The following is a 25,791-nucleotide window of genomic DNA, read 5'->3' on the forward strand; positions in this document are numbered from 1 at the left end:
GAATAGAGCGTCGCCGTTGATGGTTTTTGGGGTTATGGGCCTGCTCGTCACTTCCTCCCAGCCTCCCATCTGAGCGCACGTGCCGACCGAGCTTGGTGCGATTGGGCCGATGCTTTAGGCTCAGCGGGCAGGGCTCTCGGACCCTGCCGGGCTAATCGACACCGTGACTTTCACGAGAAGGTGAAAAATTGCCAATGCCTGTCACCCTCGCCATCGACACCGCCGCGCCGCGTCTGCAACTGGCGGTGATGCGCGCTGACGGGCAAGTGGATGTGAGCGTCGACGAAATCGCGACGGGCCACGCCGAAATCCTCTTTGATCGCCTTGCCGCATTGCTCGAGCGCAACACCCTCACCCATGCCGACATCGCCCGAATTGCCGTCACCACGGGCCCGGGCTCCTTCACCGGCCTTCGGATCGGCCTTTCGGCGGCGCGCGGGCTTGGCCTTGCGCGGAAACTGCCGGTTCTTGGCATTCCAAGCCTCTTGGCTCTTTCCCTTGGCGTCATTTCGGGGCCCGTCACCGTGCTCCTCGATGCGCGGCGCGGCGAAGCCTATTTTCAGGCTTTTTCGGCGCCCGGCATGGCCGAAACCGAGCCCATGCTTTTGCCGATCGAGGAGGCACGCGCCCGCGTCGCGCCGGGGGCTAATCTCATCGAATCCCCCTTCGTCGATCTTGCTGCCATGATCCGCTTTGCGGCCGCTGCCGACCCCGCAAACTATCCGCCGCACGCCGCCTATATTCGCGACGCCGACGCCAAGCCGCAAAATGCCGCGCGCATTCCGAGGCGGGTTTAGACGATGGAAAAACTCTGGATGGCCCCGCACGGGCTCCATATCGAACCGGCCGAAACGGGTGATGCGCAGCGCCTCGCAAAGCTGCACGAACAGGGCTTTTTTCGAGGCTGGCCGGTCGCGGACTTCACGGCCTTCATCGCTGATCGGCAGACGCCGGCTTACATAGCTTGCGATGCAAAGCGCCGCATTGCCGGCTTTGCGCTCATCCGCCTTGTGGCCGACGAAAGCGAACTGTTGACGATTGCCGTCGATCCCAAGTGGCGCAACAAGGGAATCGGCCGCGCGCTGCTCAAGGCAGTTTTCGCGGACCTCATGCTCTCTCCGGCGCGAAAGATGTTCCTCGAAGTCGATGCGGAAAACCTCTCGGCGGTGAAGCTCTATGAGCGCCTGGGCTTTGCCACCATCTCGTCGCGAAAAGGCTATTATCCGCGCCCTGATGGCAGCGCCGCCACCGCGCTTGTCATGTCGCGCGATCTTGGGTAACGGGATTTCTTTAGAACGCTAGGCGAAAGGGCATGGCATGACGAAAACGCCAAGCGAACCAACCCTGGAAGAAGCCTGCGTATCGCGCGGCATGCGCATGACCGATCAGCGCCGGGTCATCGCGCGAGTGATCGAGGAAAGTTCGGATCATCCCGATGTCGAAGAGCTCTACCGCCGCGCCTCGAGCATCGATCCGCGCATTTCGCTCTCGACCGTCTATCGCACCGTCAATCTCTTCGAAGAAGCCGGCCTCGTTACCAAGCATGACTTCAAGGATGGCCGCGCCCGGTTCGAACTGATCCCCGATGAACATCATGATCATCTGATCGATATTCGCTCTGGCCTCGTCATCGAGTTCCGCAACGAGGAAATCGAGGCTATTCAAGAGGTCATCGCCAAGCGTCTTGGCTATAAGCTCATCGACCATCGCCTCGAACTTTACGCCGTCCCGCTCTCGGACAAGGCAGATGGCAAAACCAAGCCGGATTGAGGGCCGGGTTTCATGATCCTGCGCAGCCTGTTTTTCATCTTCATCTTCGTACCGTTCATGATTCTCGCCATTGCGCTGCAATGGATCATCGTCACGCTGCGCCTGCCCTTCTGGACCGTAATCCCGCGGCTTTTTCACAGAATGGGCTGCATCTTCCTCGGCCTTCGAGTGACGACCATCGGCAAGGCCGCCACCGGCCGCCCGACGCTTCTGCTCTCCAATCATATTTCCTGGACCGATATCGTGGCGATTGGCTCGGTTGCGGAAGTGACCTTTGTCGCCAAGCAGGAGGTCGGCAAATGGCCCCTGGTCGGCCTCCTCGCTGATCTCCAAAAGACCATTTACGTCGATCGGACCCGCCGGGCCGGAACGGGCCGCACGGCCGAAGCCATGGGCCAGCATATGGCGGGCGGCAATGCCGTCGTACTCTTTGCCGAGGGCCAATCCGATATCGGCACCCATGTCTTGCCCTTCCGCTCGGCGCTTGTCGGGGCGGCGCAGCACGCCATGGAAGCAGCGGGCGCCACGGACGTGAACATTCAGCCGCTGACCGTTGCCTATACCAAGCTCCAAGGTCTGCCCGTCAGCCGCAACGAGCGATCGCTGATCGCCTGGATCAAATCCAAATCGGTCAAGCAGAACATCCGCGAAATTCTCTCCGGCCCGGTCAAGGACGTCACCGTGGCCTTTGGCGCGCCGCAAATCCTCAGCGCCGGCGGCAACCGCAAGACCATTACCCGCGCCGCCGAAAACGAAGTGCGCGCCACGCTGGTTTCGCTCAACCGCGGCACCGCTCAACTCAAATCAACGCAAGTTTAACTATTAAGCCTAACGTTCACTTCAGCTTCTGCCTTAAGATTTCATTAGCTATCTTGCTGCTCGACAGCATCTCTTCCGGCCATTGGTCTGGGGCTCGGACCAGAGACATGCGCGAACACAACTAGGGCGAGAGCTGATCCCCAAGATCGCAGCCGCTTTAGCAGGAGGCTGCCATGACTTGGGAATTTTATGCGATTTGGGTTGTCGCCGGTTTCGCGCTGATCCTGTTCTTCCTCAACGAACATCGCCGCCGCTCGATCTTCATGGCCGACCGCGCACGCCACTTTGCGACCGCACCCGCCTTTCGCCACCGCAGCACGGGCCCTGCCGCCGCGCAGCCGAGCTATACGCCCACCGGCCTTTCAGCTTCCGACCGCATGTTTCTCGAAGCCATTGCCAAGAACGCCAACACCAAAGACTGATTTTTTGGGTTTTTGGCTGGTTGGATTGGCGGGTGATTGTGCCACTCTCGAACCTTAGGCTCGCTTCACTCGCTGAGCAGTGGTTCGTTTTGGACGACAGTGACTGCCTTTTCCACCGCGTCACTCCAGCGAAAGCGGGAAGCTCTCTTGCCGCGTAAAGGGATTCCCGCTTTCGCTGGAACGACGCCGGGAATTTAAGAGTACTAAGCCGCGTCGCCCAGGCGCGCTTTGAGACGCGCGACGATCTTGGCGGCTTTGAGCATCAGTGCCAGATCGACGTCGCCATCATCCATGCCGTCTTCGCGCTGCACCCAGGCGGGAATCAGCAATTCGTGACGCTGCTCTCGGCCGTCGATCATCTCGGTCAAGACGGCGCGCACCTTGCCCGTCACGCGGTTTTCGAGCCGCGGATGGTCTTGGCGTTCGGCCAAAGCAATGTCGATTAATTCAAGACTCATATTCGGCTCCGCGGGAGAGCCCCCGCCACCGAAATTGGCCCTAGATGGTTCATGCGGCGTTAATGCGTCCAACGGCCCACCTGTTGTCCACAGGGCCGCTGATAACTTGAGTTAGGGCTGATACGCGAAGAGCTTCCCGCTTTCGCGGGAATGACGTGGTGGAACCGGCGGGTTAGACCCGGACGGCATGCTCGACGCGCCCGGCATCGCCGAAGACGCGAATATAGCGTTCGATTTCGGTCTTCTCGCCGGTCGCCTTGGCCGGATTGTCCGAGAGTTTCACTGCGGGGCGACCATTGGCCGTCGAGACTTTCGCAACGATCGAAATCGGGTCGAGCTGAGGGTTATGAACGGGGGCGCAGCCCTCGAAATCATTGGTGAGATTGGTGCCCCAGCCAAAGCTCATGCGCACGCGGCCATCGAAATGGAGATAAGCCTCTTCGATCATGTCGACATCGAGCCCATCGGAGAAAATCAGCAGCTTCTCCTTGGGATCGCGGCCACGGCTTTCCCAGAATTTGATGATGCGCTCGCCGCCCTCGATGGCTGGCGCCGAATCGGGACGGAACCCGGTCCAGTCCGCGACCCAATCTGGCGCATCGCGGAGGAATGCGTCGGTGCCGAAGGCATCGGGGAGGACGATGAGAAGATTGCCGCCATAATAGCTCTTCCAATCCTGCAGCACCCGATAGGGCGCCTCGCGCAGTTCGTCGTCCGAGCGCGCCAAGGCCGCCAGCACCATGGGCAGCTCATGAGCATTGGTGCCGAGGGCTTCGAGATCGGTGTCCATGGCGAGTTTGACATTGGACGTGCCGGTGAAATTATCGCCGATGCCTTCCTTGAGCGCTTCGACGCACCAGCGCTGCCACAGGAAGGAATGGCGCCGCCGCGTGCCGAAATCGGAGATTTTGAGGTCCGGCAGCTTTTGCAGCCGCTCGACCTTTTCCCACATCTTGGCCTTGGCGCGTGCATAGAGCACGTCGAGCGCGAAGGGGCCGTAGCTCTTCAGCGCTGCGCGGCTGCGCAATTCGTTGATGATGGCGAGGGCCGGGATTTCCCACATCGAGGTTTCGAGCCAGAGCCCGGGAAATTCGAGCACGAACTGCCCGTCGCGCTTTTCCAAGCGATAATCGGGCAGCTGGAAATTTTCGAGCCAGCGCAGGAAGCCGGGCTGGAAAATCTGCTTAGAGCCATAAAAGGTATTACCGGCGAGCCAGATCATTTCCTTCTTGGTCACGCGCAGCGTGCGGCAATGATCGAGCTGGGCGCGCAACTCATCGATATCGATCTCTTCGGAGAGTTTGACCGATTTCGTGCGGTTGATCAGCGAGAACGTCGCCTCGACCTTGGGATAGAGCCCCCAGATCATCTGCAGCATTAAAAGCTTGTAGAAGTCGGTATCGAGCAGACTGCGCACGATGGGGTCGAGCTTCCAGGTGTGGTTGTAAACCCGGCGGGCAATATCGGTGTAAGTGGCCATCTCGTCCCCAATCAGCGCACGTCTTCTATCGTGCCCTTATGCGGATGGAAACGGCTTTCCCCACTGCGACAGTCCTTCGCTTGCTGGTGGGTGGCTGTTAGGCTAAGCCGATGACGCAAAGGGGAGACGCCATGCCGTTCCGCGGGCGGAACATGACGAGAGAATTGGGCGCCGCCTTTGCGGTGCTGGCGCTCTATATGCTCGTTCTCCTCGCCCCGCTCCATCAGGCCGCGGGTCTGCAGCGCGATCTGGCTGCACTCGGCCATCCGGCCTGGGATCAGTTCTCGGTTTGCACCAGTCTATCCCGTGCCGATCCGGGAGAGCGTCCGGCGCCGGTCAAATGCGCCGCGGCGGGCATTGGGCAGAACACGCTGCCGCCGCCTGCTTCACCCGCCATTTCCCTTGGGACCGAGCGCCTAGCCGGCGCAGTGGTCTATCGCGATTTCGAAGAGCTGTTCGAGCAGCGCGTCGAGCGCGCGACGGCGCAAGCCAGAGCCCCGCCGCATCAGGTCTGATCGTTTTGAACGTGATTTCTCATCAGACTTTTTCGGAGATCCCAAGTGATCCGTTTTTTCTCGCGCGCGCTCTGTGCCGCCAGCCTTCTCCTTTCCGCAACGCCGGCTTTTGCCCATTCGACCCTCGAAGTTCAGGAAGCCAAGATCGGCTCGACCTATAAGGCGGTGCTACGCGTGCCCCATGGCTGCGGCACCGAGGCCACGACCACTGTCCGCATCCAGATTCCGGAAGGGTTTTATAACGTCAAACCCATGCCCAAGGCCGGCTGGGACCTTGAAACCGTCACGGGTCCCTATGAGGGGAGCTATGACAATCACGGCACGGCCGTGAATGACGGCGTCAAGGAAATCGTCTGGTCGAACGGCAATCTGCCGAACGAATGGTATGACGAGTTCGTCTTCCGCGGCACATTTGCCGATACGCTGGAGCCGGGCCGGTTCTATTTCCCGGCGATCCAGGAATGCGCGACGGGCGAAGAGGCCTGGATCGATGTTTCGGGCGACGAAAACGCCGAAATGCCGGCGCCGAGCCTTGAACTCCTGCCGGCAGACGCTGCGACCGGTCACTAAGCCCCAAGGAGGCGCTTCGGCGCCTCCACCCCGGCGGGAGCCCGGCAATGATAGTTATGAAGTTTTTCGCGCGGCTCGTTCTGGGCCTGGCGCTGGTGTTCGCGCTTGCTGCGCCGGCCTTTGCCCATGCGCAGCTTATCGGCAGTGATCCATCGGACAAGGCGGTGTTGGACTCGGCACCGGAGGCGCTGACGCTGCGGTTTAATGAGCCGGTCAACCCGCTTGCGATTACGCTGATCGATCCGCAGGGGCGCAAGACGGATTTGACCGCTGTCACGAGGGGCGGGGAACGGTTTGAGGTTCCGCTTGCCGATCCGCTGGGGGAGGGCACGCATGTGCTGTCTTGGCGCGTCACCTCGATCGATGGGCATCCGATTGGTGGCGCGCTGGTTTTTTCGGTTGGTGCGGTGACCGAAGCGGCATCGGTATCTCAGGGCGATCCGGTGTCGGCCTTTGCGCTTTGGGTGAGCAAGACCGGGTTGTTCATCGCGCTGTTCATCGGCCTTGGCGGGGCGCTGTTTCGCGCGATTGCCGAGCTGCCGCGGAGACTTGAGCGGGTCCTTTTAGGCGTCACACTCGCTGGACTTTTGCTGGCGCCACTGTCGCTTGGACTACACGGGCTCGACGCGCTGGCTTTGCCGGTTGCCAATTTTTTCAATCCGGCGGCATGGAGTGCCGCGCTGGCGACGAGTTATGGCACGACTGCACTTGTCCTTGTTGGGGCATTTGCCTTGGGTTCGATCGCGGTGGGTTTTTCGAGAAGCCCGGTCACATCGGGGCTCGGTGTTCTGGCCGCTCTACTCGGCGCTTTGTCGCTTAGTCTGAGTGGACATGCTGGTGCCGCAGAGCCGCAGTGGTTGACGCGGCCGGCCGTGTTTTTTCACGTCGGCGGGATTCTCTTTTGGGTTGGTGCTCTTCTCCCACTCGCGGTGTTGCTGACTGGCAGGGACGATCGCGCTCTGGCGCGCTTTTCGCGCGTCGTCCCGTTTGCTGTCGGGGTTTTACTTATTTCCGGTGTGACGCTCGCCGTGATCCAGATGGGGCCGCCAAGTGCGGCCTGGTTGTCATCTTATGCCGCCATACTAGCGGCCAAGCTCGGACTCTTGGTGGTTCTCTTTGCGCTGGCGCTCTGGAACCGGGTGCGGCTGACGCGCCCCGCATTGGCGGGCACGACCAGCGCGCGGAAAAGTCTGCGCCGGTCGATAGTCGTTGAAACGCTGGTGGTGTTGCTGATCCTTGGCCTCGCGGCCGGGTGGCGGTTTACGCCGCCGCCGCGGGCGCTGGCCGAGGTGCAAAAGACCGAGCCTGTTTTCGTCCATGCGATGAATGCCGAGGTCATGGCCAATGTCACGATTTCGGGTGCACCGGGGACAGCGAGGCTCGATATCGCACTGACAGACGCAAACTATGGCGCCATAGAAGCCCAGTCGGTTGTCGCCATTCTTTCTTCCGAGACGCTCGGGATCGCGCCGATCCGCGGCGAGGCGGAGCTGACGCCTGAGGGCTGGGTGGTTGGAGACGTTACCATTCCAATCCCAGGCACATGGACGCTTACGCTCGAAATTCGCCTGAGCCGCTTTGCGCTGGCGAAGATCGCTGCCGATTTCGACATAGAATAGAAAACGGCCACTCCCCGCTTTTGCGCGGGGAGTGGCCGTTTTAGTCGCGATCAGAGATCGACATCGTCCTCGGAGAGGCCTTCGACTTCGGCAGCGGCGCGACGCAAAATTTCGGCGGCGCGGCGCTGGTGGTCTTCGGAGGCCTGACGAGCCTTCTTGATGGCGCCCTTTAAGGCTTTACGGGCCTCGTCGAGTTCGGGCACAGCATCATGAAGTGGCCGATCCTCGTGGTGATGATGGCGCGGATGCGGTGGCTCGTGGCCTTCGCCCGGGCGTCCGCCAAAAGGCCAGTCGGCGCGAACGAACTCGCGGAAACGGTTGAACTGTTCGCCGGTGCGCGCGAGGAAATCGAGCGTCGAGGCGACAGCGTCGCGGTTTTCTCCGAGATGTGTCCGACCTTCATCAGTGATCGTATAGAGCTTCTTGTTGCCCTCGGCAGACGAGGTGACGTAACCGGCTTCTTCGAGATAGGTCAGGGCCGGATAGACGATGCCGGGGCTCGGCGAATAGACACCGTTTGAGCGCTCTTCGATGGCCTTGATCAAGTCATAGCCATGACGCGGCTGCTGTTCGATGAGATAGAGGGCGACGAGGCGGACATCGCCCGAAGCCAGCATGCGGCCGACGCGAATATTGCCGCCCCACTGGCCGAGATCTTCGTCACCGAGATTCTGTTGCACCTTGCCCCAGCCGCGACGCGCCATCTGCTCGAAACGCCGCCAGTTGGGTTCTCCATTACGCCAGTTCGACATGATGTGTCTCCGATATGTTTTCAAAGCCCGTGAGGAGTAGATTGGGGCGGGGGCGGGGGCTTTCAAGATATATCTTGTGAAAGTTTTGTAAGGTGGAGTCGCTAGCGCGATGATTGCCAGAGTCACCCCCTCCCGGCCTCCTCTCCTAAATTCGCTCCACTGGAGCGAATTTCCCTGCGGGACGGGTCGGAGCCCATCAAGGGGGAGGTATCTGCCGGTGGGTGCTTGGAGATCTTGTCACAGACGCAGGGCCGCACCTCCCCCTTGATGGGTGAGGTTGGGAGGGGGTGATTAGCGAACGCGCTGCTAGGGCCGGCTGGCCCATTCCAGAAGGCTAGCGAGGCTCACGAAGGGAACGCCGGCGTGTTCGGTGAGGCCGGAGGCGCAGGTGGAGACGGTAGAGATGCCGAGGCTGCAATTGGCCGGGATGTCATTGTGGACGCGACGGGTGGCGTGGGCGTTGAGTTCGGGGACGAAAAGGCCCTTGTCGCCGGCATAGCCGCAGCAATTGATGGAGGAGAGCACGGCGATCTCGTCGGCGCAGGCGCGGGCGAGGGCTTCGGTCGCCGGTTGCTCGGCGAGGCGCTGGGCGGAGCAGTTGTGGTGGACGGCAACGCTGTCGAGTTTTTGGGTGATCGTCAGGTGCGGCAGAATTTCGGCGAGGAGGAATTGCGGGGAATCTGAAACGGCCGCGTCGCCTGGAAACTCGCGCAGATGTTTCGCGCAGGTCGAGGCGTCGGTCACGATCTTGAGGCGGCCCGCGTCTGAAAGCGACGACAGTTCGGATTTGAGGGCCTTGCCGACTTCGGCGGCTTGCTCAGGAAAACCCTTGGATTGAAAGGGTTGGCCGCAGCATTGGCCAATCAGGTGCTCGGGCACGATGACGTCGAAGCCGGCGCGCTCGAGGAGGGCGACCATGGCAGCAGGCGTGTCGAGGAGGCCGTGTTCGGTTTTGGGGGCGCCGAACATGCGGCTGGGGCAGGCTGGGAAATAGACGACCGAAGGTCGGCCGGTCTGGGTGATCGGAACGGGAAAGCCGGTCTTCTTTGGATTCTGGCGGGTTTCCGTCGGTTTTGGCGCGCCGGGGCCGTGGTGGAGGGCTCGGGAGACGCGGGGGACCCGCTTATTGGTCGCGCGGCGGGCGGTTTCGGTGACCGCTTCGATTGCAGGCGCCGGAATGATGGTGCGGGCGGCATCGGCGATTGCGACGCCACCGCGCATAAACCGTTCAACCGAGCCGCGATGATCGGCAGCAAAGCGGGCGACGGAATGGGCCGTGGCGCTACGTCGGCGCGCGCGTTCGCCGAGAATCATGGTGCCGGTTTCGATGCCGACGGGGCAGCGGAGGGAACACAGATTGCACGCGGCGCAGGTGTCCATGCCGGCATATTGGAAATCGGCATCGAGTTTTTGAAGGCGCGCCGGGTCTTCGCCAGAGGCGCGAAGGCGGGCGCGTTCACGGGTGACGGCGATGCGCTGGCGCGGGGTCAGCGTCATATGGTGGCTAGGGCAGGCGGGTTCGCAAAAGCCGCATTCGATGCAGAGATCGACGACCTCATCCGCGAGCGGCATGAGTTTCAGGTTTTTGACGTGGATCTTTGGGTCGTCGTTGAGAAGCACGCCGGGATTGAGGAGGCGCTCGGGATCGAACAGGGCCTTGATGCGATGCATGATCGCGTAGGCCTTGGGGCCCCACTCGGCTTCGACGAAGGGCGCGATGGCGCGGCCGGTGCCGTGCTCGGCCTTGAGCGAGCCGCCATAGCGGCCGGAGACGAGGGTGCTGAGGGCCTGATTGAACAGGTCGAACTTTTCGGCGGCGCCGGGCTTGGAAAAATCGTCGCCCATCTGGAAGTGGAGATTGCCGGCGAGTGCGTGGCCAAAAATGACGGCGTCGGTATAGCCGTGATTGTCTAACATGGTGCGCAGATCGACGACGAATTCGGCGAGGCGCTCGATGGGCGCAGCAACATCCTCGGTGAGCATGATCGAGCCCTTGGGGCGGGCGGCACCGGCCGAGGTGAAAAAGCCCTTTCGGATATCCCAGAGGGCGTGACTGCGATGTTCGTCGGTCGATAGATCGATATGGGTCGCGCCGTGACGGGCGAGCAGCTCTTGCGTCTTTGCGACCTCGATGGCGAGCGTTGCGGCATCGGGGGCGGTGACGTCGATGAGGACGGCGGGGGAATCGGATTTCAGCCAGGGCAGGAGCGGCTGCATGGGAGGCAGGTGCTCGACCGTCGTCAGGGCACGGCGCTCGATATATTCGGCGGCGGTGACGCCGGTCGTGACCTGGACGCCGCCATTGGCCATTTCGATGATGGCGCGGCCGGCCGATTGCGGATCGGGAAAGGGGACGAGACCCGTGGCTTTGAAGGGATGCTCGGGGACGGTGTTGTAGGTGACCTCCGCGACGAATCCGAGTGTGCCTTCGGACCCGACCATGAGGTGGATGAGAATATCGAGCGGGTCGTGATAATCGACCAAGGCGTTGAGCGAATAGCCGACGGTGTTCTTGATCCGGTATTTGTGGCGGATCAGCGCGACGAGCTCATTATCGGCCATGATCTCGTGGTGAAGATCATGGAGCGCGCGCAGCATGCCGGCATGCGACACTCGAAACGCGTCGCGGCTCGTGGCATCGCCAGAATCGAGCATGGTGCCGTCGGTGAGGACGATCCGGAGGCGGGCCATGGTGTGGTAGGTGTTTTGCGCAACACCGCAACACATGCCCGACGAGTTGTTGTTGACGACGCCGCCGATTTTGCAGGTGGCCTGCGAGGCCGGATCGGGGCCGATCTTCTTGTCGTAAGGCTTTAGCGCCTTATTGGCTTCGGCGACGATGATCGCGGGGCCGAGGGTGATCTTTTCGGCGCCGGGATGAATGTCGAGTTTGCGCCAGCCATCGCCGAGAACAGCGAGCACGCCATCGGTGACGGCCTGACCCGAAAGCGAGGTGCCGGCGGCACGGAAGGTGACGGGTAGACCCTCGGCGCGCGCGGCCTGGAACACGGCGCGGACATCGTCCTCGGAATTGACGAAGACCACCACGGCCGGGATCAGGCGATAGGAGCTGGCATCGCCGCTCCAGGCATAGGTCATCAAGGGATCGGTATGGATGGCGCCCTTGACCACGCCCTTGAGACGGGCGGCGACGCGGATACCAGCGTCCAAGCGATCGGGGGTCTGGGCCTTGGGCTGGGTGGAATAGAGGGCGGCTTGCTGCATGAGCGTGACGCTAACATGTCAGTTTGCGCCGGGCGAGCGGGATCATGAGCGTCCGTTTCACGATTGCGCGGCGCAACGAAAAAGGCGGGCACCGGGCCCGCCTTCGTAAAATCGATTTTTGGCGCCTTACTTGGGCGCCAGGACCATGACCATCTGGCGGCCTTCGGAGCGCGGCTGGCTTTCGACCTTGGCCAGCGTCTCCATCTGCTCGCGAACCTTGAGCAGAAGCTGCATGCCGATATCCTGGTGGGCCATTTCGCGGCCGCGGAAACGCATCGTGACCTTGACCCGATCGCCTTCGCCGAGGAACCGTTGCACAGCCTTCATCTTGGTCTCGTAGTCATGGGTATCGATGTTCGGCCGGAGCTGAACTTCCTTGACTTCAATAACCTTCTGCTTCTTGCGCGCTTCGGCCGCCTTTTTCTGAGCGGCATATTTGAAGCGGCCGAGATCGAGCATCTTGGCAACCGGCGGATTGGAGTTCGCTGCGATGATGACCAGGTCGAGCCCAGCCTCCTGCGCTTCGGTGAGCGCATCGCGCGTTCGAACTACGCCGCGGTTTTCGCCTTCGGCATCGATAAGCTGGATGTCGGGGCTGGTGATGTCCTCATTGGCAAGCGGCCCATCTTTCTGGGGCGCCGTGGGTCTCATTGGACGACGAATGGCAAGCGTTCCTTGTGCTGTTTCTGCCGGGGGGTGAATTCGGCCATAAAATCGTGTTAGCGGGGTGAGAAGTCAACTGCTGGATGTACTGATTTCCGGCTGTTGCGCCGAGAAAACGCCAGATGTTTGCCATCAAATCCAGCAAAAGCCCGAAGAGTTCCGTGTGACTTCCCTACAAACACAGTGCCTTAGCGTGGGTGAGGCCGATAATCTGCGGAAAATCGCCTATCTCCAACGACCGGGAAAGGCGCCCGGACTTTTCTGGCTCAATGGTTTCCGCTCGGTGATGACGGGACTAAAAGCCAGCGCGATCGATGCTTTAGGCCAGGAACATGGCCTTGGCGTGACGCGATTCGATTATTCGGGCCATGGTGAGTCGGGCGGGGATTTTGACGACTGCACCATCAGCCGTTGGCTCGATGAGACGCTGGCGGTCTTTGCTAAGACCGAGGGGCCGCAGGTGGTGATCGGCTCGTCTATGGGCGGGTGGCTGGCCCTGCTCTTGGCGCGAGCGCTGCAGGCTCGGGGGGAGAACAGGCTCAAAGGGTTAGTGCTGATTGCCCCGGCTGTGGACGCGACGCGAGAACTGATCCCGAAGCGATTTTCGGCCGAGGATTTTTCACGGCTCGACCGGGACGGCTTCGTCGAGCGACAAAGCGCTTATGGCGATGGTCCCTATCGCTACACCAAAAAACTGATCGCGGATGGCGACCAGCATCTGCTCTTTGGCAAGGTGATCGAGACGAGATGTCCGGTGCATATTCTGCAGGGCGGGCAGGATCGGGATGTGCCGCCTGCGCATGCACAGCGCCTCCTTACCCATATCCTTCATGATCCGGTGACGCTGACGCTGATTCCGGATGGCGATCACCGGTTGAGCCGGCCTGAGGATCTGGCGCGGCTCAGGGCCGCCGTGCTCGGGATGTTATGACGCCATAAGGCCGCTTGAACCGAGGTCAAATCGTCACAAAATATCGAGAGACAAGGGACCCAAATCGTCCTAGCCTCGTTTTGTGTTGGAGCGCGCATATTGCGCCTCCCTTCGGGAGCCGAGAAAGTTTGAGCAGGCACTTGCCACCTTCAGCAGATAACGCCCTCGCATCGCAACTCGAACTCGCCTTTGAAGACAATCGCCTTGCAGCTCAGCTCTATGGCGATTTCGACCAGAACCTCGCCCTTATCGAACAGCGCCTTGCCGTGTCGGCCACGCCACGCGGCAACCATGTGCTGTTGAAAGGCGCGGCGTCCAAGGTCGATCAGGCGCGCCGGGTGCTTGAATCGCTTTATGCCAGCCTTGAAGAAGGCCGCACCGCCGATATCGGCGATGTCGATGCGGTGATCCGCATGGTCGAGACCGAGGATAGCCAACTGACCCTGCCGACTCTCGAGCGCAAGGGCAAGGTCCGTATGGCGCAGATCGCCACGCGAAAGGCGACGATCGCGGCCCGCACTCCGGCGCAGGACGCCTATATGCGGGCCATGGAACGTTCCGAGCTCGTGTTCGGCGTCGGTCCGGCCGGTACCGGCAAGACCTATCTGGCGGTTGCCCATGCCGCATCGCTTCTCGAACGCGGCGATATCAATCGCATCATTCTTTCCCGTCCGGCCGTCGAAGCGGGTGAACGCCTCGGCTTTTTGCCGGGCGACATGAAGGAAAAGGTCGATCCCTATCTGCGGCCGCTCTATGACGCGCTTTACGACATGATGAAGCCCGAAAATGTCGAACGCTGCATCACATCGGGGATCATCGAGGTTGCGCCTCTCGCCTTCATGCGCGGCCGCACGCTCGCCAATGCCGTCGTCATTCTCGATGAAGCCCAGAACACCACATCGATGCAGATGAAGATGTTCCTGACCCGTCTTGGCGAGAATTCCAAGATGATCGTCACCGGCGATCCGACCCAGGTCGATCTGCCGCGTGGCGAGAAATCGGGGCTCGTCGAGGCGGTCAATCTGCTCGATGGCGTCGAGAGCGTTCATATCAGCCGGTTCAACGACAAGGACGTGGTGCGCCACGCGCTTGTGGGCCGCATCGTGCGGGCCTATGAAGCCGATACCGCGCGGCGGTTGGCCGAAAAAGACGGCGACACGACCGGACTTGCGCGGACCCTGGGCACCCTCTCGCGCTAAGCGAGGGTGCCTTTTCCAACGATGATTGAGCCCAATTGCCGCCAGTTCCACCGCTAGAAATTGCCGTCATCCGCAATGTGGATGATTGGCCCGAGCACTTCGATGCCCTTGCCGAGCGCGCCATTCTTGCCGCGCTCGAGGGGGCCAAGCCCAAGATCAAGGGGGCGGCCGAGATTTCGGTGTTGCTGACCGATGATGAGGAGCAGCGCGAACTCAACGCGCAATATCGGGGCAAAGACTCCTCGACCAATGTGCTGAGCTTTCCGCAGATCGAGCCATTCGGGCCGGTTTTCGGCATCCTTGGTGACATTACGCTGGCGCGGGAAACCCTGATCCGCGAGGCCGAAGAACAGGGGACCTCGCTCGAGGATCATTTCACCCATCTCGTTGTGCATGGCTTTTTGCACATTTTAGGCTATGATCATCTCGAAGAGGACGAGGCCCTGAAAATGGAGGGGCTCGAAACCCAGATATTGGCAGGACTTGGCATTGCCGATCCTTACGCCGATTAAGCCTGTGAACACCTGGTTTACCGGCTGCATTATTGTCCAAGATGAGGATATTGCGCCGCCCTCGAGCGGTCCGACACAATGAACGATAGCGAACGCAAGGGTCAGCGGGTGCCCGATAATCCCGAGCCGTCCTCTAGTCCCGCCCCCGCTCAGGCGAGCCGGGGGCCGAGCCTGTTCAATCGGCTCAAATCCATTCTGGCGCTGCGCACAGTCTCGCTTCGCGACGACTTGCAGGTCGCGCTCGAGGAACGGGGCAGTGCGGAAACTGCCAATTTCACCGAGAGCGAACGCACGATTTTGCAAAACGTGCTGAAACTCTCTGCCGTCTCGATCGATGACATCATGGTCGAGCGCTCCGATATCCAGGCCGTCGAGGCCGATATCAATCTCGGCACATTGCTCGCAAAATTCAGACAGGTGGGCCATTCACGCCTGCCGGTCTATGAGGACGAGCTCGACAAGATCATCGGCTTCATCCACATCAAGGATGCCATGGCCAAGATTACCGAACCGGTGACCGATCCTGAAAAGGATGTGCCGGTGCGGCTTCTCTCGTCGACGCTGAAGCAGAAGATCAACAGGCTCGGCATTACCCGCACGGCCATGTTCGTGCCGACCTTCATGCCGGCCGGCGATCTCCTCCAATCGATGCGCGCGAGCCGCGTCCACATGGCCATCGTCGTCGACGAATATGGCGGCACCGATGGTCTCGTGACCATCGAAGACTTGCTCGAAGCGATTGTCGGCAAGATTGAGGACGAGCACGACGAAGCCGTCAGCGCCATGGTGCGCAAGGTGGGCGAAGACACCTATATCGCCAATGCCCGCGCCGAACTCGACGAGGTTCGCGCTGTCGTCGGCGATGATTTCGACCCCGGCGATCATGCCGATGACGTCGAAACCATTGGTGGGCTAGTTTTCGACCTTGCAGGCCACGTGCCGCGCCGGGGCGAGAAGGTGACGGGGCTCGATGGTTTCGAGTTCGAAATCCTCGCCGCCGACGGCCGCAAGATTAAACGGCTGCGCATTCGCCGCAAGCGCGAGGCACCCGAGGTGCTGGCGATTACCGACCAGCGGCCGGAAGAGCAGAAGGAAGCGGCGGAGTAGGGTTTTTCGCACGGTGATTGTTTCCGTGGCTAGTTCAGACACGGAGCGCCATGCCGGACGAAGACCCGGGGTCCATGCAGAGATCTCAAGATGGGCCCCGGCTCAAGGCCGGGGTGACAGTCCAGTGAAACCCTCTTAAAGAAAATAGACAAAGGCCCCGATGAACGATCATCGGGGCCTTTGGCTTGCTGCTTAACTGTAGGGCTTTGAATCAGACCTGTTGAACCGACTCGACGCCTGGGACGAAGTGGCGGAGGAGGTTTTCGATGCCGCTCTTGAGGGTTGCGGTCGAGGAGGGGCAGCCGGAGCAGGCGCCCTGCATGTGAAGGAAGACGGTGCCTTCCTTGAAACCGCGGAAGATGATGTCGCCGCCATCCATGGCCACGGCCGGGCGCACGCGCGTCGCCAGCAGCTCCTTGATGACCTCGACCATTTCCTTGTCTTCTTCTTCGTAGAATTCTTCGCCGGCGAATTCGTCGACATGGACGGCGTTTTCATCGAGGAGAACCGGCTTGCCAGCGAGGAAATGGTCCATGATCACGCCCAGAATAGCCGGCTTGATATGGGCCCAATTGGTGTCGTCCTTGGTGACCGAGATGAAATCGGAACCCAAAAAGACGCCGGTTACGCCGGAAATGCCAAAGAGGCTCGCTGCCAGCGGCGAGGCTTCTGCGGCATCGGGCGTGCGAAAATCGCGCGGTTCGCCGACGAGAACGTCGCGACCGGGCAGGAATTTCAGCGTTGCCGGATTGGGCGTGGCTTCGGTCTGGATAAACATGGGATCGCCTTGGACTTAGAACACTTCTAAAATAGACAATTACAGTCAGGATGCAAGGGCGGTGGTGGAGATTCTGCGCTACATGGGCCGCGGTTCGGCTGCGGCTTTGGATTGCCTTGGCCGCGGTGCATCGCCATTCGAGCGCAGCTCTCATGGCCTGCTTCGCTAAAATCGCGCCACTGGCGCGATTTTGCCTGCGGCACGCTAGCAGATAGCGATGATTTCTTCGTCGCTCATGCGGCCGGGGACGATGGTGAGCGGAATAGGCAGCGCATTGGCGCGATTGGCGAAGTGATTGACGAGAGGCCCCGGGCCGTCGGGGGATTTTGAGGCCGCCAGCACAAGAATGGCGATGCCGTGATCCTGGTCGATCAGCTCTTCGATCTGCTCGGGGCCATTGCCTTCGCGGATGACCGTTTCAGCCCGGACGTCGCCGATTTCCTTGATGCGGGCAAGGCGCATATCGAGATTGCGCTCTGCATCTTCGACGGCTTCAGCGCGCAGGACTTCTTCGACACCCATGCCGATGAATTCGGGCTTGGGCACGATGGTGACGAGGACAACGGTGCCGCCCGTCCGCTTGGTGCGGAAGGCGGCAAAGGTCAGGGCGCGGTCGCATTCTTCGGTCTCGTCGATGACGACGAGGAATTTGCGCTTGTATTCAGTATCGTACAAAGGCGCCTCCGTTTAGCGGACGAAACCGACGAGTTTGCGAACATCGGCCATGATCGGCTGGGCAATGGCGCGGGCGCGTTCGGCGCCGTCGCCAAGAATGCGATCCATTTCGCCGCGATCGGACACCAGCCGCTTCATTTCATCGGCGATCGGCGCGAGCACCGAGACCGCCAGATCGGCCAGCGCTGGCTTGAACACGCCCCAGCCCTTGCCACCATATTCGGCCAGAACCTGATCGACCGACTGATTGGCGAGCGCGGCATATACGCCGACGAGGTTTTCGGCCTCGTTGCGACCGGCAAGACCAGCGGCTTCTGTCGGCAGGGCTTCGGCATCCGAAGTGGCGCGCTTGATCTTCTTGGCGATCAGGTCCGCATCGTCCATCATATAGATCGTCGCAAGGTCCGAAGCCTCGGACTTGCTCATTTTCTTGGCGCCATCCTTCAGCGATTTGACGCGCATGGCGGGGCCGGTGGCGAGGGTTTCCGTGATCGGGAAAAACTCGTCCTCAAAGCCTGCGGCCGCGATCTGCTTGGCGAAATCGTGGTTGAATTTTTTCGCGATATCGCGCGTCAGCTCGAGGTGCTGGCGCTGATCTTCGCCCACCGGAACGGCCGTCGCCTTGTAGAGCAGGATATCTGCCGCCATAAGCGAGGGATAGGCGAAGAGGCCGAGGGAAACATTCTCGGAATTCTCGCCGGCCTTGTCCTTGAACTGGGTCATGCGCGCCATCCAGCCCATGCGGGCGACGCAATTGAAGATCCAGCTCAGTTCGGCATGTTCGACGACCTGGGACTGATTGAAGATGATCGACTTCTTCGGATCGAGCCCGGCGGCGATATAGGCGGCGGCAATCTCATAGGTCCAGCGCTTGAGATCGTCCGGATCCTGCCAGACGGTGATCGCGTGCATATCAACCACGCAATAGATGGTCTCGTGCGTATCCTGAAGCGGCACGAAACGGCGAATGGCGCCGAGATAGTTGCCGAGGTGCAGATCGCCGGATGGCTTGATGCCCGAGAAAACGCGGGGAGTGAAGGACATGAGAAGAACGCCGTAACGAGGATTCCAGACGGCCCGTTCTATACGGAGAAAGCAAGAATGGAAACTGTCAGCGACGGCGGCGGAGGCGGCTCATCAGGGTGCCAAGGCGCTGGGTGCCGGTGATGTGGACCATGGTGAAATAAAAGACCACGCCATAGGCGATGAGCGCGGAGAGGACCAGGGCCTGGCGCCAGAGCGGGGCGCCGGAGGCGAGATGCGCCGCGCCTTGATCGGCCAAAACCATGAGGATCAGACCCATCATGGCGCTGATCAGGATGATCATGGCGTGATTCCAGATCTGGCTGCGCGAGAGGGTGAAATGGCCGCGGATGGCGAGGGTCGTGCCCAACATGACGACATTGAGCCAGGATGAGGCGGCGGTCGCAATGGCGATGCCGACATGGAACATGGTGGGGAACAGAAGGAGCGAGAGGCCGATATTGGCGGCGACGCTGATGCCGGCAAAGATCGTGGGGGTGATCGTATCCTGCCGAGCGAAGAAGCCGGGCTGGAGGACGCGGATCAGCACATAGGCGGGGAGACCGCAGGAAAAGGCGATCAGCGCTTCGGCAGTTTGTTTGGTTGCCATGGCATCGAAGAGGCCGCGCTCGAAGAGCAGGCGAACGATCGGCTCGGAAATGCTGATCAGCGCCGCAGCCGCGGGCATGGTGAGGAGCATCGAGATAAAGAGCGACTGTTCCTGACTCGCGAGGGCTTCGGCATTGCGGCCGCCCTTCAAATGACGGCTCAATTCGGGAAGCAGCACCGTGCCGATGGCGATGCCGATGATGCCCAAGGGAAGCTGATAGAGCCGATCGGCATAAGCGAGGATCGAGATGGTGTTGTCGGCGCCTGAGGCGATGATGGTGCCGACAAAGATATTGATCTGGGTGATGCCGCCCGTGAGGATGGCGGGAATGGCCAGGAACCAGAAGCGGCGGACTTCGGCATCGAAGCGCGGCAGGCGGAAGGCGGGGCGAAAATCGGCGCGCTCGATGGCGGCCCAGACGAGCCAGAGCTGGGCGAGCCCGCCGAGCATGGTCGCAATGGCGACCCAGAAAGTGGCGTTCTGCGGGTCCTGCACCCAAAAAGTCGCGAGCGGAATGAGGGCGGCGATGTTGACGATGTTGAGGAGGACGGGGGCAAAGGCGGCGGCAAAGAACCGCCCGAGCGAATTGAGGATCGCTCCATAGGCCGCCATCAGCGACATGCAGGCGAGATAGGGGAACATGATGCGGGTGAGCATCACGGTTAGGTCGAATTTTTCCTTGTCATCGACGAAGCCCGGCACGAAGGCGAGCATGATCTGCGGCATGAAAATTTCGGCAAGGATCGTGACAACGACGAGCATGGCCAGGAGCCAGCTCATGATCCGCGAGGCAAGCTGCTTGGCGCCGTCTTCGCCTTGCTCCTCGAGAGCGCCCGAGAACATCGGCACGAAGGCGGTGTTGAAGGCGCCTTCGGCAAAGAGCCGGCGGAAGAGATTGGGGAAGCGGAAGGCTGCGTTGAAGGCGTCGGCAGCAGGCCCGACGCCAAGGACGGCCGCCATCAACGCATCGCGCGCGAGGCCAAAGACTCGGCTGACCAGAGTCCAGGCGCCGACGGAAAAGAAATTGCGGAAGAGGCTCATCTAGCCGAGGCGATCCACGGTTGAGCGCCTGCCGCGACCTCGTCCTTCGACAGGCTCAGGATGGGGTCTTTTAGGCATTCGCTGTTTTTTTGTCCTCGGGACGCTCGAACACGTCCATCAGCGCGCCGTGGATTTTACGCTGCCGCTGTTTCACGTGAATCTTCTGCCCCGTCAGATCGGTGACATAAAACACGTCCACGGCCTTTTCGCCATAGGTGCCGATATGGGCAGAGCCGATGGTGAGGTTGAGATCGGAGATTTCGCGGGTCAGCGCATAGAGGAGACCGATGCGATCGAGGCCGGATACCTCGATGACGGTGAACTTTTCCGAGATGGCGTTGGAGACCGAGACCTGCGCTGGAAGCGCGAAGGGTTTGAGGCGGCGGTTGTGGCGCGACTCTTTGCCCAGATCAATGAGGACGGTGCGCTTGCCCTGCAGCAATTGCTTGACCGTATCGATGATGCGGGTGGCGCGGACCTTTTCGTCTTCGTCCGAGGTAAAGGAACGGCGGAGCCTAAAGGTGTCGATGGCGCGGCCATCGCGGGTCGAGAAAATCTGCGCGCCGATGATCGACGCGTCCTGCATGGTGCAGGCGCCGGCGATGAGGGAAAGGAGGCGCGGATGGTCGGGCGTATAGAAGCTGACCTCGGTGATGCCCTCGAAGGCTTTGACGCGAATGGAGCCGGCAAAGGGCTGATTGGCCTCATCGGCCTGGCGGATCATGCGTGCGTGCTCGATCTGCAGCTCGGGCTCGGCGCGCAGCCAATAATGATCGTAATGGCGGGCGGTATAGGTTTCGATCTCGGCCGGTGGCCATTTGACAAGTGCTTCACCGAGAACGCGGCGCGCGTCTTCGACGCGATCGGAATGGCTGACCTGGCTATGGCCGCCTGAAAGAAGTGGTTCGGTGGCGTAGTAGAGCGAGCGGAGCAGGGAGCCTTTCCAACCGGTCCAGGTACCAGGGCCGACGGCGCGAATATCGCAGGCGGTGAGGATCATCAGGAGCGCAAGGCGCTGGGGCGACTGGACGACATCGGCAAAGGCTTTCGCCGTTTCCGGATCCTGAATATCGCGGGCCTGGGCGATCTCGCTCATCAGGAGATGATATTCGATGAGCCAGGCGACGGTGTCGGTTTCGGCCGGGTTAAGGCCAAAGCGGGGGCAAAGCTTTTTGGCGATGCGAGCGCCAGCAATGGAATGGTCTTCGGGCCGGCCCTTGGCGATATCGTGAAGGAACAGCGCCACATAGAGAAGGCGCGTGTCGTTGAGCTGGGGCAGCAGCTCGTGGGTCAGCGGCAATTCCTGGCGGAGGCCGCCATTGGCGATATCGGCCATGACACCGACAGAGCGGATCAGATGCTCATCCACCGTATAGTGGTGGTACATGTTGAACTGCATCAGGGCGACGATCTTGCCGAAATCGGGCACGAATTTTCCGAGGACGCCGCTTTCGTTCATCTGACGGAGGATGCGCTCGACATAGAGTGGGCTCGTCAAGATGGTCAGGAAGTGGGCATTGGCCTTGGGGTCGTGTCGCAGCTTGTTGTCGATGAGCCTCAGGCTATCGCGGATGTGCTTGATGGCGTCGGGATGGAAGAGCAGCTCTTCGCGGCCAGCCACCATGAACATGCGAATGAGATTGACCGGGTCCTTTTCGAAGACATCGGCCGCCGTAATATTGAGGCGACCGGTGTCGACGACGAAGTCTGTCTCGCCCTTGATCTTGGACTTGCCCGAGCGGAAGGGCGCGAGAACGCGGCCGACGAGATCCATATCCTTGGCGTGATGGAATTCGAGGCTGGCGCAGATGATGCGGGTGAGATCACCGACATCCTTGGCGACGAGAAAATAGCGCTTCATGAAGCGCTCGACGCTGAGCATGCCGATGCGGCCGGCATAACCCATGCGGCGGGCGAGATCGGGCTGGACGTCGAAGGTCAGCTTTTCCTCAGCGCGGCCGGTGACATAATGGAGGTGACATCGCACCGCCCATAAAAAGTCTTCGGCGCGGGAGAAGAGGCGATATTCGGCGGCGGTGAGCACGCCCTTTTCAACGAGCTCGTGGCTGGTCTTGACCTGGTAAAAATATTTGCCGATCCAGAAGAGCGTATTGAGATCGCGGAGCCCGCCCTTGCCGTCCTTGATATTGGGCTCGACGACATAGCGGGTATTGCCCATGAGCCGGTGGCGTTCATCGCGCTCCGCCATCTTGGCGGCGATGAATTCCGGGCCCGTCTTGGGCATGATCTCGGTTTCGAAGCGTTTGACGAGATTATTGAAAAGGGTCCGATCGCCAGTGAGAAAGCGGGCTTCGAGGGTTGCGGTGCGCACGGTCATATCGGCGCGGGCCATGCGGATGCATTCATCGACCGAGCGGACGGCGTGGCCGACTTTCTGGCCCAAGTCCCAGAGCATATAGAGGATATATTCGGTGACCTGCTCGCCCCAGGGGGTTTGCTTATAGGGGAGGATAAAGAGGAGATCGATATCGGAGCCCGGCGCCAGCGTGCCGCGGCCATAGCCGCCGACGGCGGACAGGGCGATCGCCTCAGCGCCGGACGGATTGTCGACGGGATAAACCCGGGTGGAAGCGAAAAGATAGACCGCGGTGATGATCTCGTCCTGCGCGGAGCACAGATTTTGCGCGCAGCGCGTTCCCTTATTGGTGGCGAGCAGTTCGGCCTCGGCCTGGCTGCGGGCTTCGGCAAGGGTCTGGCGGATATGGGCCAGGACAGCCATGCGGGCGGCCGGGGTCTTGGCCGGTTGATCGCCCACGACGCCATCGAGTTCGGCGAGAATGGTCTCGGCCGTCTTCAGCACGAAGTGGGATTTTCGCGGTTTGGCTTCAGCGTCGACGAGCGTCATCGCGTAATTTCTTTAATTCGTAGAGCGCTTCGATGGCTTGCTTGGGCGTCATATCGTCGGGGCGGACGGCATCGAGGGCTTCGTGAATGGGGTCATTGATCTTTGGTGCCGGGGCTGGCTGATGGGCAAAGAGCGGCAAATCGTCTAGCACGCTGGCTTTGTCCTTGGAAGACGCCGTGCCGACCGAGCGTTGCTCGAGAATATCGAGGACCTGCTTGGCGCGCGCGATGACAGGGTCAGGCAGGCCGGCAAGCCGGGCCACCTGAATACCATAGGAGCGGTCGGCCGCGCCGGGGCCGACTTCGTGGAGAAAGACCACATCGCCTTCCCATTCGCGCACCTTCATCGTGACATTGGCGACGCGGGTGAGGGTTTTGGCAAGGCTGGTCAATTCATGGAAATGGGTCGCAAAGAGCGCGCGGCAGCCGGTGGTTTCATGCAGCGCCTCGACCGAAGCCCAGGCGATGGAAAGGCCATCGAAGGTGGCGGTGCCGCGGCCGATTTCATCGAGGACAACGAGGGAGCGTCTTGTCGCGCGATTGAGGATGGCAGCGGTTTCGACCATTTCGACCATGAAGGTCGAGCGGCCATGGGCGATATCGTCAGAGGCGCCGACGCGGGAAAAGAGGCGATCGACGACGCCGATATGCGCGCTTTCGGCAGGGACGAAGGCGCCGATCTGGGCGAGGATGGCAATCAGCGCGTTCTGGCGAAGGAAGGTCGACTTACCGCCCATATTGGGGCCCGTGACGAGCCAGAGTTTGCCACCACCGACCTCTTCGCTGCCCGAGAGATCGGCGTCATTGGCCACAAAATCCTGGCCTTCTACCCGCACCATTTGTTCCACGACCGGATGGCGCCCGCCGACGATGGCGAAAGCAAGGCCCTCATCGACCTGCGGGCGGCAATAAAAGCGCGTGGCGGACACTTCCGCGAGAGCGGAGGAGACGTCTAGCTCGGCCAGGGCGTCGGCGAGAGTTTGGAGAGCGCTTGTCTGTTTAAGCACAGCGTCGCGAAGGCGAGCGAAAATCGCGAGTTCAATATCGAGGGCGGCACCCTGTGCCTTGGCGATTCGGCCTTCTAGCTCAGCCAATTCGGTCGTCGTGAACCGCATGGCGTTGGCGAGGGTCTGGCGATGGATGAAGACCTCGCGGTGCGGCGGCTCCAGCAGCTTTTGACCGTGACCTGCGGGGACCTCGACGAAAAAGCCGAGGACGCCATTGTGTTTGATCTTGAGCGAGCGGACGTCGGTTTCGTCCATGAGCCGGGCTTGCAAAGCGGCGACGACAGCGCGGGTTTCGGAGCCGAGGGCGCGTTCTTCATCAAGCTTGCTGTCATAGGCGGGACGAACAAAGCCGCCATCGCGGGAAAAGAGCGGCAGGTCGTCGTCGAGCGCGATGGCCAATTCGGAGGAAAGGGCGCGGGGTGCGTTGGCGAGCGTTTCCGTCAGTTTGCCGAGAGCGGGCGGCAGGTCGGCTTGATTGGCGAGCGTTGCCGAAAGATCGAGCGCGGCAGCAACGGCCTTGCCCACAGCGGCGAGATCGCGCGGGCCACCGCGTTCAAGCGCGAGGCGGGAGAGGGCGCGGGCCAGATCGGGCGCGGCCTTGAGATCGGTGCGGAGCCGGGCACGAAGAAGCGGATCGTTGACCAGACGCTCGACGGCATCGAGGCGATCATTGATGGCGGCAGCATTGCGCAAGGGGGCGGCGAGACGCGCAGCGAGGAGGCGGGCGCCGGGCGCGGTGACGGTCATGTCGATACTGTTGCGCAGCGAGCCCTTGGCCTGGCCGCGCTGGGTGACGAGAATTTCAAGGCTCGAGCGCGTCGCGGCATCGATGGCCATGACGGCGTCGGTTGCCTGCAGGACCGGAGCGCGAAGAGGAACCGGCCGACCTTTTTGGCTCTCGCCGATATAGGCAACGAGGCTCGCCAGCGCGCCGCGGCTAGCGCGGGAGAGCGAGGAGGGGTCGAAAATCTCGGCGGGGAAGGCGCTGCGGAGAATGCCGGAGGCGGCTTCGCTATTGGCCGCTTCGGGCGGCAGGGTAGTGGCGACGGCAGACCAGGCGGGCGCAAAGAGATGGCGCTCGGTCAAGGCCTGACGAATTGCGTCGGTGAGGAGCAGTTCGGCTGGGGCGATCCGCGCGAGTTCGTCGGCGAGGCGATCGGCCGGGAGATCGGCGACAAAGGTTTCGCCCGTCGAAATATCGGCCCAGGCGAGGGCGAAATCTGTATCGCCATGGCGGACCATGAACAGCGCGGCGAGGTAGTTGGCCGAGCGCGCATCGAGATGGTCGTCGTCGGTCAGAGTGCCGGGGGTTACAAGGCGCACGACGTCGCGTTTGACGACGGATTTGCTGCCGCGCTTCTTGGCTTCGGCGGGGTCTTCGACCTGCTCGCAGATGGCGACGCGATGGCCCAGGCGAATGAGCTTATTGAGATAATCATTGGCGGCGTGGATCGGCACGCCGCACATGCCGATATCCTCGCCGAGGTGCTTGCCGCGCTTGGTCAGCACGATACCCAAGGCGGCGCTGGCGATTTCGGCGTCTTCGAAGAAAAGCTCGTAGAAATCGCCCATCCGGTAGAATAGGAGATAGCCCGGATTGACCGCCTTGATCTCGAAATACTGCGCCATCATCGGCGTCAGCGTCGCCGTGGCGGCGCTGTTTGGGGCCTCGAAGGGAGTGTGGTCCATGAGCTCGGGTCGTTCGGGCAAGGAAGCGGCGAGACTAAGACCTTGTGGTTAAGAAGCCAAC

Annotated in this window: 23 protein-coding genes; 12 read left to right on the forward strand and 11 right to left on the reverse strand. The window is 61.3% G+C overall.

Annotated features, from left to right (window positions below; translation table 11 throughout):
* Positions 1-194: 194 nt before the first annotated feature.
* The 5 genes from tsaB to ASE94_RS11325 all read left to right on the forward strand — a co-directional run bounded on the left by tsaB (position 195) and on the right by ASE94_RS11325 (position 3,011).
* A complete protein-coding gene (gene tsaB / locus ASE94_RS11305) occupies positions 195-797 on the forward strand; it encodes a tRNA (adenosine(37)-N6)-threonylcarbamoyltransferase complex dimerization subunit type 1 TsaB (protein WP_062630493.1) in 603 nt (200 codons plus the stop codon).
* A gap of 3 nt (positions 798-800) precedes the next feature.
* Positions 801-1,280 (forward strand): ribosomal protein S18-alanine N-acetyltransferase, encoded by a 480-nt coding sequence (rimI, locus tag ASE94_RS11310; protein WP_062630494.1) that lies wholly within the window; start codon positions 801-803, stop codon positions 1,278-1,280.
* A 37-nt stretch (positions 1,281-1,317) separates the two neighbouring features.
* Positions 1,318-1,770, forward strand: a complete 453-nt coding sequence (locus tag ASE94_RS11315) for a Fur family transcriptional regulator (RefSeq protein WP_061908558.1) — start codon at positions 1,318-1,320, stop codon at positions 1,768-1,770.
* Between the two features lie 12 nt (positions 1,771-1,782).
* Positions 1,783-2,589, forward strand: a complete 807-nt coding sequence (locus ASE94_RS11320; RefSeq protein ID WP_062630495.1) for a lysophospholipid acyltransferase family protein — start codon at positions 1,783-1,785, stop codon at positions 2,587-2,589.
* A gap of 173 nt (positions 2,590-2,762) precedes the next feature.
* Positions 2,763-3,011 (forward strand): hypothetical protein, encoded by a 249-nt coding sequence (locus ASE94_RS11325; RefSeq protein ID WP_062630496.1) that lies wholly within the window; start codon positions 2,763-2,765, stop codon positions 3,009-3,011.
* Between the two features lie 203 nt (positions 3,012-3,214).
* On the opposite strand, the gene ASE94_RS11330 is transcribed toward ASE94_RS11325, so the two are convergent.
* Both ASE94_RS11330 and pncB read right to left on the reverse strand, forming a co-directional pair.
* Positions 3,215-3,469, reverse strand: coding sequence for a hypothetical protein (locus ASE94_RS11330; protein ID WP_061908555.1), 255 nt, complete (start codon positions 3,467-3,469; stop codon positions 3,215-3,217).
* A gap of 172 nt (positions 3,470-3,641) precedes the next feature.
* Complete coding sequence (gene pncB, locus ASE94_RS11335; RefSeq protein WP_062630497.1) at positions 3,642-4,949, reverse strand: nicotinate phosphoribosyltransferase; 1,308 nt, start codon at positions 4,947-4,949, stop codon at positions 3,642-3,644.
* A 110-nt stretch (positions 4,950-5,059) separates the two neighbouring features.
* On the opposite strand from pncB, the gene ASE94_RS11340 reads away from it, so the two are divergent.
* From ASE94_RS11340 to ASE94_RS11350, 3 genes are read left to right on the forward strand one after another with little or no spacing between them, the layout of a single operon-like run.
* Entirely contained in the window at positions 5,060-5,464 is a 405-nt protein-coding gene (locus ASE94_RS11340; RefSeq protein WP_156352117.1) for a hypothetical protein, read from the forward strand.
* A gap of 45 nt (positions 5,465-5,509) precedes the next feature.
* Positions 5,510-6,034, forward strand: a complete 525-nt coding sequence (locus ASE94_RS11345) for a DUF1775 domain-containing protein (RefSeq protein ID WP_062630499.1) — start codon at positions 5,510-5,512, stop codon at positions 6,032-6,034.
* A 47-nt stretch (positions 6,035-6,081) separates the two neighbouring features.
* A complete protein-coding gene (locus ASE94_RS11350) occupies positions 6,082-7,653 on the forward strand; it encodes a copper resistance protein CopC (RefSeq protein ID WP_082461176.1) in 1,572 nt (523 codons plus the stop codon).
* A gap of 50 nt (positions 7,654-7,703) precedes the next feature.
* Here the strand turns inward: ASE94_RS11350 and ASE94_RS11355 are convergent, their stop codons facing one another.
* From ASE94_RS11355 to infC, 3 genes are all read right to left on the reverse strand, one after another.
* Positions 7,704-8,405: a PadR family transcriptional regulator gene (locus tag ASE94_RS11355; RefSeq protein WP_062630501.1), complete on the reverse strand. Its 702-nt coding sequence runs from the start codon at positions 8,403-8,405 to the stop codon at positions 7,704-7,706.
* 306 nt (positions 8,406-8,711) lie between these two features.
* A complete protein-coding gene (locus ASE94_RS11360) occupies positions 8,712-11,630 on the reverse strand; it encodes an FAD-binding and (Fe-S)-binding domain-containing protein (RefSeq protein ID WP_082461177.1) in 2,919 nt (972 codons plus the stop codon).
* 126 nt (positions 11,631-11,756) lie between these two features.
* Positions 11,757-12,293, reverse strand: coding sequence for a translation initiation factor IF-3 (infC, locus tag ASE94_RS11365; protein WP_200913643.1), 537 nt, complete (start codon positions 12,291-12,293; stop codon positions 11,757-11,759).
* A 193-nt stretch (positions 12,294-12,486) separates the two neighbouring features.
* Between infC and ASE94_RS11370 the strand changes: the two genes are divergently transcribed.
* The 4 genes from ASE94_RS11370 (at position 12,487) to ASE94_RS11385 (ending at position 16,042) form a co-directional block, all read left to right on the forward strand.
* Positions 12,487-13,224 carry an alpha/beta hydrolase gene (locus ASE94_RS11370; RefSeq protein ID WP_244484026.1) on the forward strand — a complete coding sequence of 246 codons (738 nt, stop codon included), beginning with the start codon at positions 12,487-12,489 and terminating at the stop codon, positions 13,222-13,224.
* Between the two features lie 140 nt (positions 13,225-13,364).
* Positions 13,365-14,423, forward strand: a complete 1,059-nt coding sequence (locus ASE94_RS11375) for a PhoH family protein (protein WP_244484027.1) — start codon at positions 13,365-13,367, stop codon at positions 14,421-14,423.
* Positions 14,424-14,458: 35 nt separating this feature from the next.
* Positions 14,459-14,935, forward strand: a complete 477-nt coding sequence (gene ybeY / locus ASE94_RS11380) for an rRNA maturation RNase YbeY (RefSeq protein ID WP_062630503.1) — start codon at positions 14,459-14,461, stop codon at positions 14,933-14,935.
* Between the two features lie 78 nt (positions 14,936-15,013).
* Positions 15,014-16,042 carry a hemolysin family protein gene (locus ASE94_RS11385; RefSeq protein WP_062630504.1) on the forward strand — a complete coding sequence of 343 codons (1,029 nt, stop codon included), beginning with the start codon at positions 15,014-15,016 and terminating at the stop codon, positions 16,040-16,042.
* A 211-nt stretch (positions 16,043-16,253) separates the two neighbouring features.
* Here ASE94_RS11385 and ASE94_RS11390 read toward each other — a convergent pair whose 3' ends face one another.
* From ASE94_RS11390 to mutS, 6 genes are all read right to left on the reverse strand, one after another.
* Positions 16,254-16,820: a NifU family protein gene (locus ASE94_RS11390; RefSeq protein WP_062630505.1), complete on the reverse strand. Its 567-nt coding sequence runs from the start codon at positions 16,818-16,820 to the stop codon at positions 16,254-16,256.
* A 204-nt stretch (positions 16,821-17,024) separates the two neighbouring features.
* Complete coding sequence (locus ASE94_RS11395; protein WP_061908543.1) at positions 17,025-17,495, reverse strand: universal stress protein; 471 nt, start codon at positions 17,493-17,495, stop codon at positions 17,025-17,027.
* A gap of 12 nt (positions 17,496-17,507) precedes the next feature.
* Positions 17,508-18,539 (reverse strand): tryptophan--tRNA ligase, encoded by a 1,032-nt coding sequence (gene trpS / locus ASE94_RS11400; protein ID WP_061908542.1) that lies wholly within the window; start codon positions 18,537-18,539, stop codon positions 17,508-17,510.
* Between the two features lie 67 nt (positions 18,540-18,606).
* Entirely contained in the window at positions 18,607-20,169 is a 1,563-nt protein-coding gene (murJ, locus tag ASE94_RS11405; protein ID WP_062630506.1) for a murein biosynthesis integral membrane protein MurJ, read from the reverse strand.
* Between the two features lie 70 nt (positions 20,170-20,239).
* On the reverse strand, positions 20,240-23,035 hold the full coding sequence (locus tag ASE94_RS11410; RefSeq protein ID WP_062630507.1) for a [protein-PII] uridylyltransferase: 2,796 nt from the start codon (positions 23,033-23,035) through the stop codon (positions 20,240-20,242).
* Positions 23,016-25,730 (reverse strand): DNA mismatch repair protein MutS, encoded by a 2,715-nt coding sequence (gene mutS / locus ASE94_RS11415; RefSeq protein ID WP_062630508.1) that lies wholly within the window; start codon positions 25,728-25,730, stop codon positions 23,016-23,018. Before mutS ends, ASE94_RS11410 begins: the two co-directional genes overlap by 20 nt.
* Positions 25,731-25,791 lie beyond the last annotated feature (61 nt).

Source organism: Devosia sp. Leaf64 (assembly GCF_001421945.1).
GTDB lineage: Bacteria > Pseudomonadota > Alphaproteobacteria > Rhizobiales > Devosiaceae > Devosia.

Bases quoted from the DNA above. Each gene is read 5' to 3' on its own strand.
- tsaB (WP_062630493.1), top strand. From the start codon at position 195: ATGCCTGTCACCCTCGCCATCGACACCGCCGCGCCGCGTCTGCAACTG.
- rimI (WP_062630494.1), top strand. From the start codon at position 801: ATGGAAAAACTCTGGATGGCCCCGCACGGGCTCCATATCGAACCGGCC.
- ASE94_RS11315 (WP_061908558.1), top strand. From the start codon at position 1,318: ATGACGAAAACGCCAAGCGAACCAACCCTGGAAGAAGCCTGCGTATCG.
- ASE94_RS11320 (WP_062630495.1), top strand. From the start codon at position 1,783: ATGATCCTGCGCAGCCTGTTTTTCATCTTCATCTTCGTACCGTTCATG.
- ASE94_RS11325 (WP_062630496.1), top strand. From the start codon at position 2,763: ATGACTTGGGAATTTTATGCGATTTGGGTTGTCGCCGGTTTCGCGCTG.
- ASE94_RS11330 (WP_061908555.1), bottom strand. From the start codon at position 3,469: ATGAGTCTTGAATTAATCGACATTGCTTTGGCCGAACGCCAAGACCAT.
- pncB (WP_062630497.1), bottom strand. From the start codon at position 4,949: ATGGCCACTTACACCGATATTGCCCGCCGGGTTTACAACCACACCTGG.
- ASE94_RS11340 (WP_156352117.1), top strand. From the start codon at position 5,060: ATGACGCAAAGGGGAGACGCCATGCCGTTCCGCGGGCGGAACATGACG.
- ASE94_RS11350 (WP_082461176.1), top strand. From the start codon at position 6,082: ATGATAGTTATGAAGTTTTTCGCGCGGCTCGTTCTGGGCCTGGCGCTG.
- ASE94_RS11355 (WP_062630501.1), bottom strand. From the start codon at position 8,405: ATGTCGAACTGGCGTAATGGAGAACCCAACTGGCGGCGTTTCGAGCAG.
- ASE94_RS11360 (WP_082461177.1), bottom strand. From the start codon at position 11,630: ATGCAGCAAGCCGCCCTCTATTCCACCCAGCCCAAGGCCCAGACCCCC.
- ASE94_RS11385 (WP_062630504.1), top strand. From the start codon at position 15,014: ATGAACGATAGCGAACGCAAGGGTCAGCGGGTGCCCGATAATCCCGAG.
- ASE94_RS11390 (WP_062630505.1), bottom strand. From the start codon at position 16,820: ATGTTTATCCAGACCGAAGCCACGCCCAATCCGGCAACGCTGAAATTC.
- trpS (WP_061908542.1), bottom strand. From the start codon at position 18,539: ATGTCCTTCACTCCCCGCGTTTTCTCGGGCATCAAGCCATCCGGCGAT.
- murJ (WP_062630506.1), bottom strand. From the start codon at position 20,169: ATGAGCCTCTTCCGCAATTTCTTTTCCGTCGGCGCCTGGACTCTGGTC.
- ASE94_RS11410 (WP_062630507.1), bottom strand. From the start codon at position 23,035: ATGACGCTCGTCGACGCTGAAGCCAAACCGCGAAAATCCCACTTCGTG.
- mutS (WP_062630508.1), bottom strand. From the start codon at position 25,730: ATGGACCACACTCCCTTCGAGGCCCCAAACAGCGCCGCCACGGCGACG.